At 68.1% G+C, this 18060-nt stretch carries 13 protein-coding genes; 9 read left to right on the plus strand and 4 right to left on the minus strand.

The genetic code is table 11. The annotated features are described in order from the left end of the window. Positions 1-4: 4 nt before the first annotated feature. Together G578_RS0116295 and G578_RS0116300 are read right to left on the minus strand one after the other, a co-directional pair. Positions 5-943, minus strand: coding sequence for an NAD(P)-dependent oxidoreductase (locus G578_RS0116295; protein ID WP_051244931.1), 939 nt, complete (start codon positions 941-943; stop codon positions 5-7). Between the two features lie 18 nt (positions 944-961). Further along, complete coding sequence (locus tag G578_RS0116300) at positions 962-1366, minus strand: tellurite resistance TerB family protein (protein WP_028795151.1); 405 nt, start codon at positions 1364-1366, stop codon at positions 962-964. A gap of 269 nt (positions 1367-1635) precedes the next feature. Between G578_RS0116300 and G578_RS0116305 the strand changes: the two genes are divergently transcribed. Beyond that, positions 1636-2523 carry an NAD(P)-dependent oxidoreductase gene (locus tag G578_RS0116305; protein WP_028795152.1) on the plus strand — a complete coding sequence of 296 codons (888 nt, stop codon included), beginning with the start codon at positions 1636-1638 and terminating at the stop codon, positions 2521-2523. Between the two features lie 81 nt (positions 2524-2604). Further along, positions 2605-3990 carry an amidase gene (locus tag G578_RS0116310; RefSeq protein ID WP_028795153.1) on the plus strand — a complete coding sequence of 462 codons (1386 nt, stop codon included), beginning with the start codon at positions 2605-2607 and terminating at the stop codon, positions 3988-3990. A 92-nt stretch (positions 3991-4082) separates the two neighbouring features. On the opposite strand, the gene prfB is transcribed toward G578_RS0116310, so the two are convergent. Both prfB and G578_RS0116325 read right to left on the minus strand, forming a co-directional pair. Further along, positions 4083-5211 (minus strand): peptide chain release factor 2 gene (gene prfB / locus G578_RS0116315; RefSeq protein ID WP_139189426.1). Its coding sequence is split into 2 segments (ribosomal slippage): positions 4083-5141 and positions 5143-5211, totalling 1128 coding nucleotides; the frame shifts between segments, so codons are not numbered across the junction. 66 nt (positions 5212-5277) lie between these two features. Then, positions 5278-7737: a penicillin-binding protein 1A gene (locus G578_RS0116325; protein WP_156907360.1), complete on the minus strand. Its 2460-nt coding sequence runs from the start codon at positions 7735-7737 to the stop codon at positions 5278-5280. Positions 7738-7964: 227 nt separating this feature from the next. On the opposite strand from G578_RS0116325, the gene G578_RS0116330 reads away from it, so the two are divergent. The 7 genes from G578_RS0116330 (at position 7965) to G578_RS26710 (ending at position 17994) form a co-directional block, all read left to right on the plus strand. Beyond that, positions 7965-8774 carry a phytanoyl-CoA dioxygenase family protein gene (locus G578_RS0116330; RefSeq protein ID WP_028795156.1) on the plus strand — a complete coding sequence of 270 codons (810 nt, stop codon included), beginning with the start codon at positions 7965-7967 and terminating at the stop codon, positions 8772-8774. 104 nt (positions 8775-8878) lie between these two features. Continuing rightward, positions 8879-10522 (plus strand): citramalate synthase, encoded by a 1644-nt coding sequence (gene cimA, locus G578_RS0116335; protein WP_051244932.1) that lies wholly within the window; start codon positions 8879-8881, stop codon positions 10520-10522. A gap of 4 nt (positions 10523-10526) precedes the next feature. Next, complete coding sequence (locus tag G578_RS0116340; protein ID WP_028795158.1) at positions 10527-11291, plus strand: RNA methyltransferase; 765 nt, start codon at positions 10527-10529, stop codon at positions 11289-11291. A 190-nt stretch (positions 11292-11481) separates the two neighbouring features. Beyond that, a complete protein-coding gene (rpsD, locus tag G578_RS0116345) occupies positions 11482-12096 on the plus strand; it encodes a 30S ribosomal protein S4 (RefSeq protein WP_028795159.1) in 615 nt (204 codons plus the stop codon). Positions 12097-12270: 174 nt separating this feature from the next. Next, positions 12271-13584, plus strand: coding sequence for a tetratricopeptide repeat protein (locus tag G578_RS0116350; protein ID WP_028795160.1), 1314 nt, complete (start codon positions 12271-12273; stop codon positions 13582-13584). 115 nt (positions 13585-13699) lie between these two features. Then, on the plus strand, positions 13700-14815 hold the full coding sequence (locus tag G578_RS0116355) for an efflux RND transporter periplasmic adaptor subunit (protein WP_051244933.1): 1116 nt from the start codon (positions 13700-13702) through the stop codon (positions 14813-14815). Beyond that, positions 14812-17994, plus strand: a complete 3183-nt coding sequence (locus tag G578_RS26710; RefSeq protein ID WP_084618964.1) for an efflux RND transporter permease subunit — start codon at positions 14812-14814, stop codon at positions 17992-17994. The genes G578_RS0116355 and G578_RS26710 overlap by 4 nt, the downstream gene beginning before the upstream one ends. The last annotated feature ends 66 nt before the right edge of the window (positions 17995-18060 follow it).

Below are 18060 nucleotides of genomic sequence, written 5' to 3' on the forward strand. Positions count from 1 at the left end.
GGCGTCACGCCTCGTCGGGTGGGTCGATCGCCAGGATCAGGGCGGAGTGGTCCAGATCGCCGAGGCCGCCCTCGACCATGTCCTCCCACAGGGCGGCGTTGGTCATCAGCCCCGGCAGGTCGATGCCCGCCTGATCGGCCAGGGCGACGGCGGCCCGCATGTCCTTGCGCTGGATCGTCGCCTTGGCCCGGGCCCGGAAGTCGCCGGTCGCCATGCGCTCGCCATGCAGCTCGAGGATCCGGCTATGGGCGAAGCCGCCCGTGATCGCCTGGCGCAGCACGGCCGGCTCCACACCGGAGCGCTTGGCCAGCGCCATGGCCTCGGCCACCGCGCCGATGGTCATGCCGACGATCATCTGGTTGGCGGTCTTCGCCACCTGGCCCGCACCGACCGCGCCCACATGGGTGATCCGTCTGCCGAGCACCTTCAGCACCGGCTCGATCCGGGCGAAGTCGGGATCGGTGGCGCCGACCATGATGGTCAGGCTGCCGTCCTCGGCGGCCGTCGTGCCGCCCGAGACCGGGGCATCCACCCAGTTGCCGCCGGTCATCCGCAGCCGGCCGGCATAGTCCAGGGTGGCCGGTTGACCGGTTGTGCCCATGTCGACCAGGACCCCGCCCTCGGCCAGACCATGCAGAACGCCCCAGCTGTCGTCCACCGGGTCGAACACCACCTCGCGCACCGCCTCGGCATCCGACACCATGACGATGACGATGTCCGAGGCTTCGGCAACGTGCTTCGGCGAGGGTTGGGCGGTGACGCCGGCGAACTCGGCGGCGAGGGCTTCGGCCTTCTCGATGGAGCGGTTCCACAGGGACAGCTCGGCACCGGCCGAGGCCAGACGTCGGGCCATCGGCTCGCCCATCAGGCCGAGGCCGACGAGGCCGATCCGCCGGCCCCGGAGGACCGGTGTCTCCGCCGACGCGTTATGGGGCTCGGTCACGACGTCGCCCCTATCGGTTTACAGGCGCGCGTAACGAGCGCCCGCACCCCGTTCGATGGCGGCGGCGGTCAGCCGGTCGACATTCAGGTCGTGGCGCAGCATTTCCAGGTACCGCAGCTCCTCCTGAGTGGCCTCGCCATCGGCGGCGACCACATCGCAGGCCAGGGCGTAGGCGGTCGCGCAGAGCCGCTCCGGCAGGTTCGCCTTGACCTGGCCGATCGCGGTCTCGATCCCGTCGGACTCGGACAGCATGTCGGTCGCGGCGGCGGCGATCTGCGGCAGGTTGCCCCGTTCGAAATCGCTGAAGATCGGCAGGTGGTGCACGATCCCCCGGATCGTCTCCAACTCGCTGTCGGCGAGCGAGCCGTCGGCGGCGGCGCCGATGATCATGGCGTAAATCAAGGCGGCGTGGTGGCTAATCATCGGTATCCCTTGGAAAGCTGGATAGATGGGACGTGTGGACGGCCATCGGCCTCACACGCATTCGGTATACCGGTCTCTCCACGCCGCGACAACAGAGGCCTACTGGCGGCACTGCCTCCCCATCATCCGACAATACTCCATTGCTGGGGTTGTTCGCGCAACGCGTTCGTTCCCAAATAGGCACTCCCGTCCGAACGGGATACGAAGGCAGCGGCCCTGGACCGGGGTCGGTGGCGGTCCACAACGGTCCAGAAAGGCAGGACACACCCATGAGCAGCGACAACACACGGCTCGGCTATATCGGACTCGGCCTGATGGGAGGGCCGATGGCGCAGCGCCTGGCGGCCGCGGGCTTCCCCCTGGCCGTCTGGAACCGATCTCGCGACAAGCTGCCTCCCCTCACGGCGGCCGGCGCGATCGAGGCCGCCTCGCCCCGCGCCGTGACCGAGCGGAGCGACATCGTCTTCACCTGCCTGACCGATACCGACGCCGTGGAGACCGTGATCTTCGGCACCGACGGAGTCGCCGAGGCGGCGTCCGCGGACAAGGTGCTGGTCGATTTCTCCTCGATGAAGCCCGACAAGGCCAAGGAGTTCGCCGCCCGGCTGCGCGCCGAGACCGGCATGGGCTGGATCGACGCCCCCGTCTCCGGCGGCGTGCCGGGTGCCACGAACGGCACTCTCACGGTCATGGCCGGCGGCTCGGCGGAGGATTTCGCGCGGGTCGAGCCGGTCGTCGCCCACCTCGCCGGCCGATTCACCCTGATGGGCGAAAACGGGGCCGGACAGTCGACCAAGCTGATCAACCAGATGATCGTCGGCGCCGGGCTTGCCCTCATGGCCGAATGCTGCCAGTTCGCCGAGGATGCCGGCATCGATCCGGCCAAACTGCCCCAGGCGCTGGCGGGCGGCCGCGCCGACTCGCCGATCCTGCAGCAGTTCCTGCCGCGCATGGCGGCCCGCGACCGCGACGTTCAGGGCCGGGTGGCGATCATGGTCAAGGACCTCAACACGGTGATGGAGAGCGCCCGCCAACTCGGCACGTCGCTGCCGCTGACCGGGCTTGCGGCGGAGATCCACAAGCTGCTGGTCAAGCAGGGGCTGGGCGACGCGGACAACGCCGCCACCATCGATCTCTACGCGCCGCCAAAGCACTGAGAGCCGGATCGGATCGGCAGAACCGGGTTTGATTGCGCCTTGGCGCCGTGCGACCGTGATCCATCACGCGGGAGGAGATATATGTCGAAGACCCTGAAGGATTATTTCGAACACGGCATCGCCGCCTATGCCCAGGATCTGCGCGAGGGCAAAGTCACGGCGGTCGCCGCCGTGAAGGCCTGCCTGGCTCGGATCGAGGCATATGACGGCAAGCTGGGCGCGTTCATGGTGGTGGACGGCGAGCGCGCGCTGAAAGCGGCCAAGGCGATCGACGCTTTGCTCGCCTCCGGCGTCGATCTCGGTCCGCTCATGGGCGTGCCGATCGGGGTCAAGGACATCATCGCCCTGGACGGTCTGCCGATCACCAACGGCTCGAAGATGAAGAGCGAGCACCTGACCGGGCCGGAAGGCACGATCATGCAGCGGCTCAAGGCCGCCGGCTGCATCCCCATCGGCAAGACCAAGACCGTGGAATTCGCGCTGGGCGCCACCGGCGTGAACGAGGCGCGGGGCACGCCCTGGAACCCCTGGGACGCCAACACCCACCGCATTCCCGGCGGCTCGTCCAGCGGCTCCGCCGTAGCCACGGCGGCCGGGCTCTGCGGCTTCGCGCTGGGCACCGATACCGGCGGGTCCGTGCGCATCCCCGCCTGCTTCACCGGTCTGTTCGGCCACAAGACCACCGTGGGTCTCTGGCCGACCGACGGCGTGTTCCCGCTCAGCCCGACGCTCGACTCCATCGGTCCGCTCACCCGCAACGCCGGGGACGCGGCGCTGATCCACGCGGTGATCACCGGGCAGGACATACCCATGCCGGCACGGCTGGAAGGGCTCCGGCTTGGCCGGCCGACCAACTACTTCTTCGAGGATCTCGACGACCAGGTCGCCGGAACCGTCGAGTCGGCGATCGTTGCGCTGAGTGCCGCCGGGGTCGAGATCGTCGACATCGAGATCCCCGAGGCGGCGGAGCGGGCGAGACTGTTCCCGGCCATCGTCCCGCCGGAGCTGATCGCCCGACTGACCCCCGACGGCTTCAACAAGGCCCGGCCGAAGATGGACCCGGTGACGGCCGACCGCGCCGCCCACGGGCTCGAAGTCTCGGCGGTGGAGCATCTGGCGGCCCAGTACCGTCGGGTCGAGCTGGAGCGGATCGCCGATGCGCGGTTCGCGGGGCTGGACGGCTGGATCTCGCCGACCTGCCCGTTCGTGCCGATGCCGGTGGAGAACCTGAAGCACCCCGAGGAAGCGGCGCGGGGCAGCCTGTCGTCGCGCAACACCCAGCCGGCCAACATCTTCCGGCTCTGCTCGTCCTCGCTGCCGATCCACCAGTTCGGCGCGGCTCTGCCGGTCGGCCTCCAGCTCATGTGTCCGAACGGCGACGATGCCCGGCTGCTGTCGATTTCGATGGCGATGGAAACGGTGCTCGGCGCCGGCAAGGCGCCGGATATGAGCGGGTTCCGGAAATAGGAGGCGATAACAGGGGCGCCGGCTCTTCCTCCTTCACCGGCACCACTCCCCAGCCCTGTGCCGGGGAGTGATCACGGTATGGAGCGGGACCTCTACCCGGCCGCCGCGTCGCCGTCGCGGGTCATGCCGACCTTGCCGGCCAGAGAGGCCTCCAGGAACGCGTCGATATCGCCGTCCAGCACGGCGGACGGGTTGCCGCTCTCATGGCCGGTGCGCAGGTCCTTGACCATCTGATAGGGCTGCAGGACGTAGGAGCGGATCTGGTGGCCCCAGCCGATGTCCGACTTGGTCGCCTCGGTCGCGTTCGCCTCTTCCTCGCGGCGCTGTAATTCGGCCTCGTAGAGGCGCGCCCGCAGCATGTCCATGGCGGTGGCCCGGTTGCGGTGCTGCGACCGGTCGTTCTGACACTGCACGACAATGCCGGAGGGTATGTGGGTGATGCGGATCGCGGAGTCCGTCCGGTTGACGTGCTGGCCGCCGGCGCCCGAGGCCCGGTAGGTGTCCACCTTCAGGTCCTTGTCCTCGATCACGATGTCGATGGAATCGTCGACCACCGGATAGATCCAGGCGCTGGAGAAGCTGGTGTGGCGCCGGGCCTGGCTGTCATAGGGCGAGATGCGGACCAGCCGGTGCACGCCGCTCTCGGTCTTCAGCCAGCCATAGGCGTTGTGGCCGGAGATCTTGATGGTGGCCGACTTGAGACCCGCCTCTTCGCCGGCGCTCTCTTCCAGCCACTCGATCTTGTAGCCCTGCCGCTCGGCCCAGCGGGTATACATGCGCAGCAGCATCTCGGCCCAGTCCTGGGCCTCGGTCCCGCCGGCGCCGGCATGGACTTCCAAATACGCATCGAGCCCGTCGGCCTCGCCCGAGAGCATGCTCTCGATCTGCATCTTCTCGGCCTTAACCCGGACCGCCTCGAGCTCTTTCTCGGCCTCGGCGATGGTCGCGTCGTCGCCCTCGGCCTCGCCGAGTTCGATCAGCATGACGGCATCCTCGACCGTCTGGTCGAGCGCCTTCACGTCGGCGATCTGCTTCTCCAGCCGGGTGCGCTCCTGCATCAGCTTCTGCGCCCGGTCCGGGTCGTCCCAGAGACTCTGGTCCTGGGTCAGGGCATCGAGCTCGGACAGTCGTGTCAGTGCGACATCCCAGTCAAAGATGCCTCCTCAGCAGTTCGATCGACTGCTTGATCTCATCGAGGGTCTGGGTGGTCTCGGCGCGCATTGCGCCCTCCATTCAGGTGACGTCCGCCATATCGGGGAAGATGGGTATCGGGACGATGTCAGACGCTTAATAGAGCCCCGACCCGCTGGTCGCAACAGGGGCGGCGGAGGACGGCGCGGAGGCGGGATCCGTGTTCGACGGAGCCGGTCCCATTCCGCCGCCGATCACCAGACTCTCGCCGGTCGGCTCGGTGCCGGGCTTGAACGCCTCGAGGATCGCGCCGGGGGCGCCGGGATTGGCCCGCTGACCCGATTCCAGGTCGACCCAGACCATGCGCACACCGGGTGGAATACGGAAATCGGGGGTCACCACATCCTCAAGCGCATCCGCCATGAAGGCCTTGAAGATCGGGGCGGCCACGCTGGACCCCGTGTCGTGCCGGCCGAGCGTGCGCGGCTGGTCGAATCCGACATAGACACCGACCGCGAGGTCCGGGGAGAAGCCGACGAACCAGGTGTCCATGTTCTCGTTGGTCGTCCCGGTCTTGCCGCCGAGCGTCTTGCCGAGCTCGGCGATGCGCCGGCCCGTGCCGCGCAGAACCACGCCTTCCAGCATGGAGACGATCTGGTAGGCGGAGGCCGGATCGACGATCTGCTCGCGTGTGTCGGGGATCTGCGGCGGCGGGCCGCCGGTCCAGGACTCCGCCGAGCAGCCGTCGCAGGATCGGTCGTCATGCCGGTAGACGGTTTTCCCATGGCGGTCGACCACCCGATCGAACAGCGACGGGGTGATCCGCTTGCCGCCGTTGACCAGCATCGAATAGGCGGTGGTCATGCGCAGCAGCGTCGTCTCCGCCGCCCCCAACGAGAAGGACAGATGCGGCTGCATGTCGTCCACCACACCGAAACGCTTGGCGTACTGGACGACCTTCTCCATCCCGATGGTCTGGGCGAGGCGCACCGTCATCAGGTTGCGCGACTTCTCGATGCCGAGGCGCATCGGCGTCGGCCCGTAGAACTCGTTGGAATAGTTAGACGGCTTCCATTTCGGCAGCCCCGGCCCCTGGTCGAGCACGAAGGGCGCGTCCAGGATCTGCGTGGCGGGGGTGTAGCCGCTGTCGAGCGCCGTCAGGTAGACGAACGGCTTGAACGAGGAGCCGGGTTGGCGCCACGCCTGGGTCGCCCGGTTGAACTCGCTCATCTCGGTGCTGTATCCGCCAGTCATGGCCAGCACCCGCCCGGTATGCGGGTCCATCGCCACCAGTCCGCCGCTCACGTCCGGGATCTGGCGCAGGGCAACGGTCGCCTCGCTGTAGGCCTCGCCCTTGCCGTCCTCGGTCACCGTCTCCACCGGCACCACATCGCCGACGGACAGCACCTCGGTCACCGACTTGGGCGTGCCGCCGAAACGCTGATCCTCCAGCCACTGGCGCGCCCATTTCATCTCGTCATAGGGCAGCCTGGCCAGCGACCCGTCGGGAAAGCCGATGGTCGCCGCCTTGGCGTCCGCCTTGACCACCGCGCCAAGACGCCAGTCGCCGAGACCGGACGGCCGCTCGACCTTGGCGAGCGCGTCGCCCCAGCCGGGAACGATCTCGATCCGGGCCAACGGTCCGCGCCAGCCATGCCGCTGGTCATAGTCGATCAGGCCCCCGCGCAGCGCCTTGTCGGCCATGCGCTGCAGCTCCGGGTCCAGGGTGGTGCGGACCGACAGACCGCCCTCGTACAGACCCTCGTCGCCATAGCGTTCGAGCAGGTCGCGGCGCACTTCCTCGGCAAAGTAATCGGCGGAGGTCTCGTCGCCCGTGGTCGCGGTCGAGACCGTCAGCGGCTCCTGCACCGCGCTCTGCGCCTCGGCCTGGGTGATGAAGCCGTTATCCGACATCTGGCCGACCACCCAGTTGCGCCGGGCGACGGCGGCGTCGTGCTTGCGGGTCGGATGATAATTGTTCGGCGCCTTCGGCAGGGCCGCCAGATAGGCCGCCTCGGCGATCGTCAGTTCGGCCAGCGGCTTGTCGAAATAGTTCAGCGCGGCCGCCGCGACGCCGTAGGAACCGAAGCCCAGATAGATCTCGTTCAGGTACAGCTCGAGGATCCGGTCCTTGCTCAGCACCCGCTCGATGCGGAAGGAGAGGATCGCCTCCTTGGCCTTGCGATCGATCGACACCTCGTTGGTCAGCAGGAAGTTCTTGGCCACCTGCTGGGTGATCGTCGACGCCCCCACCGGCCGACGGCCGGTGCCGTAGTTCTTCAGGTTCAGCACCACCGCGGAGGCGAGGCTGACGAAATCGATGCCCGGGTGGTTGTAGAAATTCTTGTCCTCGGCCGCGAGAAACGCCTTCACCACGCGCTTGGGGATGGCCTCGATGGCGACGAAGACACGCTTGTTGCGCGCATACTCTTCAAGCAGCCGGCCGTCGCCCGCATGGACGCGCGTCACCACCGGCGGCTCGTAATCCGCCAGGTACTCATAGTCCGGCAGGCCGCGGCCGAAATGGTGGAACGCGTACAGCACGGCTCCCACGCCGCCGATCGCGGCGATCAGGAAGAAAACGAAGATTCCGAGCAGCCAACGCAGCAAATCCATACCCTCCGAAGCCCGGCCCCACCCTACCAGACGCGCTGGGCATATGCATTCCCAACGCCGTGACCGGCGATCGGTTGCGGACCCTACGAGGATAATGTGTCGCGAAGGCGGCGGGATGTGGGCTCCCGCACTTCGGCATGGCCCGCTCGTCGGGATGGATTGACGAAAGACGGGCGACTTCGCACGCTACCGGTCATCTGTATCAGGATTGCCCCGGAGACGATGCCATGACCAGCAGCCCGCTCCCCGAGACCACGATCGATCATTTCCGCCGCGACGGGGCGGTGAAGCTGTCCGGCGTGTTCGACAAGGACTGGATCGCGGAACTCCGCGACGGCATCGACCGCAACATGCGGGAACCGGGAACCTACGCCAAGGAATACACCCCCGAGGGTAAGCCGGGATACTTCTTCGGCGATTATTGCAACTGGCAGCGCATTCCGGAATATGACCGGTTCCTGAAGGACTCCCCGGCCGCCGACCTCGCCGGTCAGCTCATGGGCGCGCGGAAGGTCGTGCTGTTCCACGAGCATGTGCTGGTCAAGGAGCCGGGCACCGAGGAGCGCACTCCCTGGCACCACGACCAGCCCTACTACTGCATCGAGGGAACCCAGACCTGCTCGCTGTGGATCCCGCTCGATCCGGTGCCCCGGGAGGTCTGCGTGGAGTTCGTCGCCGGCTCCCACACCTGGGGCAAGCGCTTCCTGCCGACCAAGTTCAAGGGCGAGGCCTACGAGCGCGGCGACGAGGGCCTGGAGCCGCTGCCGGATATCGAGCTGCAGCGCGGCGAGCACACCATCCTCGGCTGGGACATGGAGCCCGGCGACGCCATCGCCTTCTCCTTCCTGACGGTGCACGGCGCGCCGGGCAATCCGGGCACCGGCGGCAACCGCCGACGCGCCTTCGCCGCCCGGTTCTGCGGCGACGACGTGGTCTACGTGAGACGTAAGGGCGAAGTATCGCCGCCCTTCCCCGATGTCCGGCTGAACCACGGCGACCCGCTGCGGGGCGAGGAATTCCCGGTCCTACGGGGGTAGTCACCCGCTTGCCGACCGGCTTTCGCGCTGGTAGAGACCCTCTCCCATTACCGAGTCGCCCGCCTCCCTGACGATCCCTCACGGAGCGGGCCGGGAGAGGCTCCATGGCCAGCGACAGCACGATCGACACACCGGACGCCGACCGCGTCTATCTGTTCGACACCACCCTGCGCGACGGGCAGCAGACCCGCGGCGTCGACTTCACCGTCGCCGACAAGGCGGCGATCGCCCGTGCGCTGGACCAGCTTGGGATCGACTACATCGAAGGCGGCTGGCCGGGTGCCAATCCGACCGACGACCGGTTCTTCGCCGAACCGCCGAAGATGGAGAACGCCCGCATCGTCGCCTTCGGCATGACCCGCCGCCCGGGCCGCAGCGCCGAGAACGATCCCGGTCTCGCCGGCATCCTCGACGCCCGGGTGCCCGCGGTCTGCCTGGTCGGCAAGACCTGGGACTTCCATGTCGACGTGGCGCTGGAGATCGAGCGCGACGAGAACGTGGCCATGGTGCGCGACAGCATCGCCCGCGCCGTCACCGTCGGCCGCGAGGCGATGTTCGACTGCGAGCATTTCTTCGACGGCTTCAAGGCCAATCCCGACTACGCCCTGGAATGCGCCGAGGCGGCCTACAAGTCCGGGGCGCGCTGGGTGGTGCTGTGCGACACCAACGGCGGCACCCTGCCCCACGAGATCGAGGCGATCGTCGCCACGGTTGCCGCGCGGGTGCCCGGGACCCATCTGGGCATCCACTGCCACAACGACACCGGCAACGCCGTCGCCAACTCGCTGGCGGCGATCCGGGCCGGCGCCCGGCAGGTCCAGGGCACGATCAACGGCCTGGGCGAGCGCTGTGGCAATGCCGACATGATGGCGATCATCCCGAACCTCGTGGTCAAGATGGGGATGACGACCAATGTGGGCGCCGACAAGCTGACGCAGCTCACCTCGGTGTCCCGGATGCTGGACGAGCGGCTGAACCGGTCGAGCGACCCGCACCGCGCCTATGTCGGGGCCGCCGCCTTCGCCCATAAGGGCGGGCTGCACGTCTCCGCGGTGCAGAAGGACCCGAAGACCTACGAGCATGTGGAGCCGGGCATCGTCGGCAACCAGCGCCACATCCTGGTGTCCGACCAGGCCGGCCGCTCCAACATCCTGGCCCGCTTCGCCGAAATCGGCGTCGAGATCGACCCCAAGCATCCGAAGATCCAGCGGCTGGTCGACGAGGTGAAGGAGAAGGAGTTCCTCGGCTATTCCTACGACAGCGCGGAAGCGAGCTTCGAGCTGCTGGCCCGCCGGCTGATCCAGGGGGTGCCGGAGTTCTTCACCATCGAACGCTGGCGCGTCATGGACGAACGCCGGTTCAACGCCCGTGGCGATCTGGTGATCGAGTCCGAGGCGACGGCGACCCTCACGGTCGGCGGCACCGCCCATCACGAGGTCGCGGTCGGCAACGGGCCGGTCAACGCGCTCGACACCGCCATCCGCAAGGCGCTGACGCCGAAGTTTCCCGCGATCCAGACCATGCGGCTGATCGACTACAAGGTGCGCATTCTGCCGCCCGCCCGCGACGGCGACGGCACCGACGCCACCACCCGGGTGATGATCGAGAGCGAGGACGAGACCGGCACCACCTGGCGCACGGTCGGCGTCAGCCCGAACATCATCGACGCCTCCATTGCCGCCCTGTCGGACGCCATCACCTGGAAGTTGCTGCGCGCCGGCGCGGCAGTGCTGAAAACGGACGCCTGACCAGATGGCGGGGACCGACCACGCCAGGTCCGTCGCGGGCTCCGGGCCGGCGATCGTGCTCGTGGAACCGCAGCTCGGCGAGAACATCGGGGCCTGCGCGCGGGCGATGCTGAACTGCGGCCTGACCGACATGCGCCTGGTCAATCCGCGCGACGGCTGGCCCAACCCCGCCGCCGAGGCCATGGCGGCCGGCGCCATCGAGGTGCTGCAGCAGGCCCGGGTCTACCCCACGACGGCCGAAGCGTGCGCCGACCTGACCTATGTCCTGGCGACCACTGCCCGGCCGCGCGGGGTGACCAAGGAGGCGCTGGTGCCGCGCGCCGCCGTCGCCCAGCTCCGCGCCCGGATCGCGGCGGAGCAGCCGGCCGGCGTGCTGTTCGGCCCGGAGCGGGCCGGGCTGGTGAACGACGACGTGACCCTGGCCGACGCGGTGATCACCGTGCCGCTCAACCCGGGCTTCTCGTCGCTGAACCTCGCCCAGGCCGTGCTGCTGGTCGGCTACGAGTGGTTCCAGAGCGGCGACGACACGCCGGACGTCCAGCTCATGTCCGACAGCCCGCCGGCGCCGGTGGAGACCCGGGAGTTTTTCTTCTCCCGCCTCGAGGCCGAACTCGAGGAGGTCGGGTTCTTCTATCCGGAGCATTTCGGCCCGACCATGAAGCGCAATCTGCGCACCATGTTCACCCGCGCCGGCCTCACCGACCAGGAGGTGCAGAGCCTGCACGGCGTGGTCAAGGCGCTGACCGGCAAGCGGCGGCGCCGGCCCTGATCGGCACGGCCTGTTTGACATTTCCCGGCCGATCCGTATAACGCGCCCATTCCTGAGAACGAGGAGCATGCCTACGCGCGTGTTCCCGGCCCGGCCAAAGCGCGAGCAGCGTGCCGGATCACCCTATCGGGACAACCCGCCCAACGGCTGAAAACGGCCAGAAACGGGCAGAAGAAGAAGGAGCAACGCGATGGCCAAGCGCATCGCTGCGAAGCACAAGATTGACCGCCGCCTCGGTGTGAACCTCTGGGGCCGCCCGAAATCCCCGCTCAACAACCGCGAATACGGCCCGGGTCAGCACGGGCAGCGCCGCCGCAAGCCGACCGACTACGGCGTGCAGCTCATGGCGAAGCAGAAGCTGAAGGGCTATTACGGCAACATCGGCGAGAAGCAGTTCCGCAAGTACTACGCCGAGGCCGTGCGTCGTAAGGGCGACACCGGCGAGAACCTGATCGGCATTCTGGAGACCCGCCTGGACGCGGTCGTCTACCGCATGAAGTTCGTGCCGACCGTCTTCGCCGCCCGCCAGCTGGTCAACCACGGCCACGTCAAGGTGAACGGCAAGCGCGTGAACATCCCCTCGTTCCTGGTGCGCGAAGGCGACGTGGTCGAGGTCAAGGAGAAATCCCGCGAGCTGCCCGTGGTCCTGGAAGGCGCGCAGTCGAACGAGCGCGACGTTCCGGATTACCTGGAAGTCGATCACAGCAAGATGACCGGCTCCTTCATCCGAATCCCGAAGCTCGAGGACGTGCCGTACCCGGTGCAGATGGAACCCAGCCTCGTGGTCGAGTTCTACTCGCGCTGATCGGCGGCGTTTCAGAAAATCGGCGACTGGCCGGCCCTTGTGGCCGGCCTTTTGCTTTTCCAGGCCCGCATTCGCCTTTGCCACCACTTCCGATAAGCGCTTGAGTCTTTCTTAACCAATTGTTCAACGGAGTTGAGCGATATACGATCCAATTGGAGAGGGAGAACAAGCAGCATGGCCTCGGCGACGCTCGAAACGCCGGCCCCGGTCCTGGTCGCCCAGGCGATCCGCGCGCATCAGCTGGGCCATCTGGACGCGGCGCAGGATCTGTATGGCCGCGCCCTCGCCGCCGACCCCCTGGATTCCGACGCCCTCAACCTGATGGGCACGCTGATGCTGCAACGCGGCGACCTTTCCAGCGCCGTGCCGTTCTCCGCCAAGGCCGTCCTCGTCGACCCCCGCGCACCCGGCGCGCTCAACACGCTCGGGCTCATCCTGCGGCAGGCCGGACAGATTGCGGCCGCCGCCAGCTGCTATCAGAAGGCGCTGCTGATCGACGACGGCTTCGCCGATGCCTACAGCAATCTCGGCGTGATCCTTAAATCGGAGGGACATCTGCTGCGGGCGATCGAGTATTACCGCCGGGCGCTCGACCTCGACCCGACCCTGGGCGAGACCTACAACAACCTGGCCAATGCCTACCAGGAGATCGGCGAGCTGCCCGAGGCGGTGGAAGCCTATCTCCACGCCGCGGATCGCATGCCGGACAGCGATACCGTGCACTACAATGTCGGCATGCTGCTGAATCGCCAGGGTCAGACCGACGACGCGCTGATCCATCTGAAACGCGCGCTGGAGATCAACCCCGAGCGAAGCGACGCCCGGCATCTGGTGGCCGCCCTGGAAGGCCGCACGACCCAGCGGGCTCCGCTCGACTATGTCCGCAAGCTGTTCGACGACTATGCGCCGCGCTTCGAGGCGCATCTGGTCGGCGATCTGCAGTGCCGGATCCATCTCGACATCGTCGGCCTGCTGAACCAGCACCGGCGCGGGCGCCGCTTCGGCCGCGCCCTGGACCTGGGATGCGGAACCGGCCTCACCGGTGCGGCGGCCCGGGGCTTCGTCGACCACCTCGCCGGCGTGGACCTGTCGGAGAACATGCTGCGTCAGGCCGAAGTGAAGGGCGTGTACGACGCCCTGAGAACCGCCGACATCGACAGCTATCTCGAGGAGGCGGATCAGCGGGTGGACCTCGTCATGGCGGGCGACGTGTTCATCTACATGGGTGCCCTGGACAAGACCATCGGCCTGATCGCGGACAGGCTCAACGATCATGGGATGCTGGCCTTCTCGGTCGAAGCCGAGGTCCCGGCCGCGTCCTGGGTTCTTCGGCCGTCGGGTCGATTTGGCCACGGCGACGCCTATATATCGTCGTTGATGGCCGAGAACGGGTTGGCGGTCGTGGACAAACTCCGCACCGCACTGCGAAACGATCGCGGTAAACCCATTACCGGCATCATATACTTGGCGGAGAAAATCGCCGCCTGACCGACCCGCATGTCCGGAGCGACGGACATCGGACGGTTTCACGTTGGCGGTAGGATTGTATACCGTCGTCGCGCCCGTCGGAGAGCCGCTCCCGGGGCCGCCACCGGAGGGCCGCATGAGTATCCTGCGCCAAATTTTCGTCGTCGGACTGCTGGGCGCCCTGGTCGTCGCGGGCTGGATCTTCGCCCGGCCGATCCTGTCCGAAGAGGGGACGGGTACGGCCGGCGGCAGACCGGCCGACAGGGCGAGCGCCGCGGTCGTCGCCGAGGTGACCTTCAGCCCCGAACGCATCCGTCTCGAAGCCGTCGGCACGGCCCGCGCACATCGCTCCGCGACGCTCTATGCCCCCGCCGCCGGCGAGGTGGAGGCCATCAACTTCACCTCCGACCAGGAGGTCGCCCAGGGCGACGTCCTGCTGGAACTCGACCGCGAGGCGGAGGAACTGGCGGTCGAACTCGCCCGGGTCCGGCGCGCCGACGCGGACCGGATCGTCGGCCGCCTGCGCAGCCTCAGCCGTTCGGGCGCCGTCGCCCAGGCCACCCTGGACGATGCGCTGACCACCCTGGAGGCCGCGCGGATCGAGCTGAAGACGGCCGAGGTCGCCCTGTCGGACCGGTTCGTCGTCGCCCCCTTCTCCGGCCGGATCGGGCTGACCGATCTGGATGTCGGCGACCGGATCGCCCCCGACACCCGCATCGCCACCCTGGACGACCGCTCCACCCTCCTGGTCCGGTTCGACGCGCCGGAGGCCCTGCTGGGACGCATCCAGGTCGGCGACACGGCATCGGTCGTGCCCTGGACCGGCACCGACATCTCCGCCGAAGGCACGGTCTATGACGTCGACAGCCGCGTCGACGAGGACAACCGCTCCTTCGCCGTGCGGGCTCGCATTCCCAACGAGGACGATCGCCTGCGCCCCGGCATGAGCTTCCGCGTCAGCCTGGACATCCAGGGTCCGGAGCGCCCCCGGGTGCCGGAGATCGCGATCCAGTGGGGCGGCGACGGCTCTTTTGTCTGGGTGGTCCGCGACCAGACGGCCCGGCGCGTCCCGGTCACCATCGTCCAGCGTCAGGAAGCGATGGTGCTGGTCGACGGTGCCATCGACCGCGACGATTTCGTCGTCGTCGAAGGCCTGCACCGGATGCGTCCGGGCGCGCCGGTCGAGATCATTCCGGAGGAGAAGCGCGCGCCGCAACCGGTGCCCGCCCATCTGCAGGGCGCCGGCTCATGAGCACGCCGGAGCCGACACCGCCGTCCGACGCGAACGACCTGCCGGCGCTCAGCGTCCGTCGACCGCTCCTCGCCCTGGTCCTCAACCTGCTGATCGCGCTCGCCGGTCTGGCCGCCATCCTGGCGGTGGAGGTCCGCGAGCTGCCGAATGTCGACCGGCCCATCGTCAGCGTGCGTGGCATTCTCCAGGGCGCCTCGCCGGAGACGATGGACCGGGAGGTCACCAGCATCGTCGAGGGCGCGGTCGCCCGGGTGAACGGGGTCCGCGAGATCCAGTCCTCCAGCGAAGAGAACAATTTCCGCATGCGCGTGGAGTTCGACCCGAGCGCCGACCTCGACCTCGCCGCGGCCGATGTGCGCGAGGCGGTCAGCCGGGTTCAGCGCGAACTGCCGGACAATGTGGAGCAACTCGCCGTCGTGAAGGCCGACGCCGACGCCTCCCCGATCCTGCGGCTGGCGGTGCAGGGCGACGGCCTGCGCGACGAGGATCTCGCCCGCATCGTCGAGAACGACATCATTCCGGAACTGATCTCGGTCGACGGCGTGGCCGACGTGACCCTGTTCGGCGACCGCGAGCGTCAGCTCCGCGTGGTCCTCGACCCGCTGCGCCTGAGTTCCTATCAGCTGTCGGCCAGCGACGTGATCGACGTGCTGGAGAACGCGCCGTTCGACATCCCCGCCGGCAGCTTCGGCTCCCAGGACCAGGAACTGCTCGTGCGGGCCGACGCCACCGTGGAGAGCGCCAGCGAGGTCGAGGCGATCGTCATTCGCGACAACATCCGCATCGGCGATGTCGCCCAAGTGTTCTTCGGGCCGGAGGACGCCGAGAGCTATGTCCGGGTGAACGGCGCCCAAGTGGTCGGCCTCGGCATCGTGCGTCAGGCCCAGTCCAACACCATCGAGATCTCCAAGCGGGTCCACGAGACCGTCGCCGACCTGAACAGCCGCTTCGAGCGTGTCAGCGTCAGCGTGACCTCCGACGACGCCGAATTCATCGAAGGCTCCGTGAACGAGGTTCTCTACACCCTGTTCCTGGCGGTGCTCATCGTCATCGGGACGCTGTGGATCTTCCTCGGATCGCCCGCCGCCACGCTGATCCCCTGCGTGTCGATCCCGATCGCGCTGATCGGCTCGGTGGCGGCGATCTGGCTGCTCGGCTTCTCGATCAACATCCTCACCCTGCTCGCCCTGGTGCTGGCGACCGGCCTGATCGTGGACGACAGCATCGTGGTGCTGGAGAACATCCAGCGCCGGCGCGGCCAGTCCCTCGGCGCCCGGGCCGCCGCCGTGCTCGGGTCCCGTCAGGTCTTCTTCGCGGTGATCGCCACCTCCGCCACCCTGGTCTCCGTCTTCGTGCCGATCTCGTTCCTGCCGAGCACCGCCGGACGGCTGTTCCGCGAGTTCGGCTTCGTGCTGGCGATTGCGGTGGTGATCTCCTCCTTCGTCGCGCTCACCCTGGTGCCGGCCCTGGCCGCCCGCCTCGGCACCGACAGGCCCAGCCGTTTCGGCGTTCGCCAGGCCCTGGGCCGGTTGGGGCGGCGACTCGCCGAACTCTACGCCGTCACGCTGCGGGGCGCACTGGCCGTGCCCCTGGTCGTCGTCGCCGTCGCCCTGGTCGCGGCGGCCGGATCCTGGCTCGCCTTCGAGCGCCTCGACCGGGAACTGCTGCCGACCGAGGACCGCGGCAACATCTTCGTGTTCGGCACCGGCCCGGACGGGGTCGGCCTGTCCTACAGCGACCGTCAGTCCGCCCACATGGAAGCGGTTCTGCAGCCCTATCTGGACAGCGGCGAGATCGAGTCCCTGTTCACGATCGTCGGCCGCTACGACCTGAACCGGGTCTATATCTCCGCGCCGCTGGCGCCGTGGCACCTGCGCGAGCGGTCCCAGCAGGAGATCATGGACGAGATCCGGCCGAAGATGAACGCGATCCCCGGCATGCGGATCCGTGTCTACGGCTCCAACAGCCTGGACCTGCGCAGCAATGCCGGCGGCATGGAGGTCGCGCTGATCGGCAACGACTATCTGGATCTCTATGAAGCCGCCAAGCGCATGTCGGCGGAGATCGAGCAGCGGCTGCCCTATCTCTCGGACATCCGCATCTCCTACCAGCCGAGCCAGCCGCAGCTTTCGGTACGCATCGACCGGCGCCGTGCCTCCGATCTCGGCATCCCGCTGGACGACCTGGCCGACACCCTGCGGGTGATGATCGACGGCCTGGACGTGGCCGATCTGAACGTCCGCGACGAGTCCATTCCCATCATCCTGGAAGCGCGCGGCGGCGCGATCGACGATCCCAGCGATCTGGTGAACCTGCATGTGCGAACCAGCCGCGGCACGCTGGTGCCCCTGTCCAGCCTGGTGACCCTGACCGAGGAGGGCGTGGCCAACGAGCTGGACCGGCACGTCCAGCGCCGGGCGGTGGAGATCGATGCCGATGTGAGCCCCAGCGTCACCCTGAACCAGGCGGCGGTGGACATTCGGGACATCGCCGACGAGGTCCTGCCCGAGGATATCGACATGATCCTGCTGGGCGAGGCGGAGGCGCTGGCCGAGGCCGAACGCGAGGTGCTGATCACCTACGCCATCGCCGTCGTCGTGGTCTTCCTCGTGCTGGTCGCCCAGTTCGAGAGCGTCACCAGTGCGGCCATCGTCATGGTCACGGTCCCGTTCGGCATCGCCGCGGCGATCTACGCCCTGCTGCTGACCGGTACGTCCGTCAATGTCTACAGCCAGATCGGCCTGGTGATGATGATCGGGCTGATGGCGAAGAACGGCATTCTGGTGGTCGAGTTCGCCGACCAGCTCCGCGACCGCGGCTTCTCCGTGCGCGAGGCGGTGGAACGGGCAGCCGTGGTCCGGCTGCGCCCGATCGTGATGACCATGGTCTCCACCGTGCTGGGCGGCCTTCCGCTGATCCTCAGCCACGGCCCCGGAGCGGAAGCGCGCATGGCGATCGGCTGGGTGGTGTTCGGCGGCCTCGGCCTCGCGGCGGTGTTCACCCTGTACCTGACGCCCGTGGTCTATCTCGCGCTCGCCCGCCTGTCGCCCGCCCGGGCCAGTGGCGCGGGCAAACTGGAGCAGGAGATGGCGCATGCCCGGACCGTTCCCGACGTGGCCGAGGGGGACGACGCCGCCTCCCAGACCACGACGAAGCCCCAGGGGGCGGGCGACGACTGACCCGGCCGGCGGACGGCCGGTGCGCGACCCGGCTGTTTGGTGCTAGACACGGGTCCTCTGTCGTCC

It is taken from the genome of Thalassobaculum salexigens DSM 19539, assembly GCF_000423805.1.
Classification (GTDB): Bacteria; Pseudomonadota; Alphaproteobacteria; order Thalassobaculales; family Thalassobaculaceae; genus Thalassobaculum; species Thalassobaculum litoreum.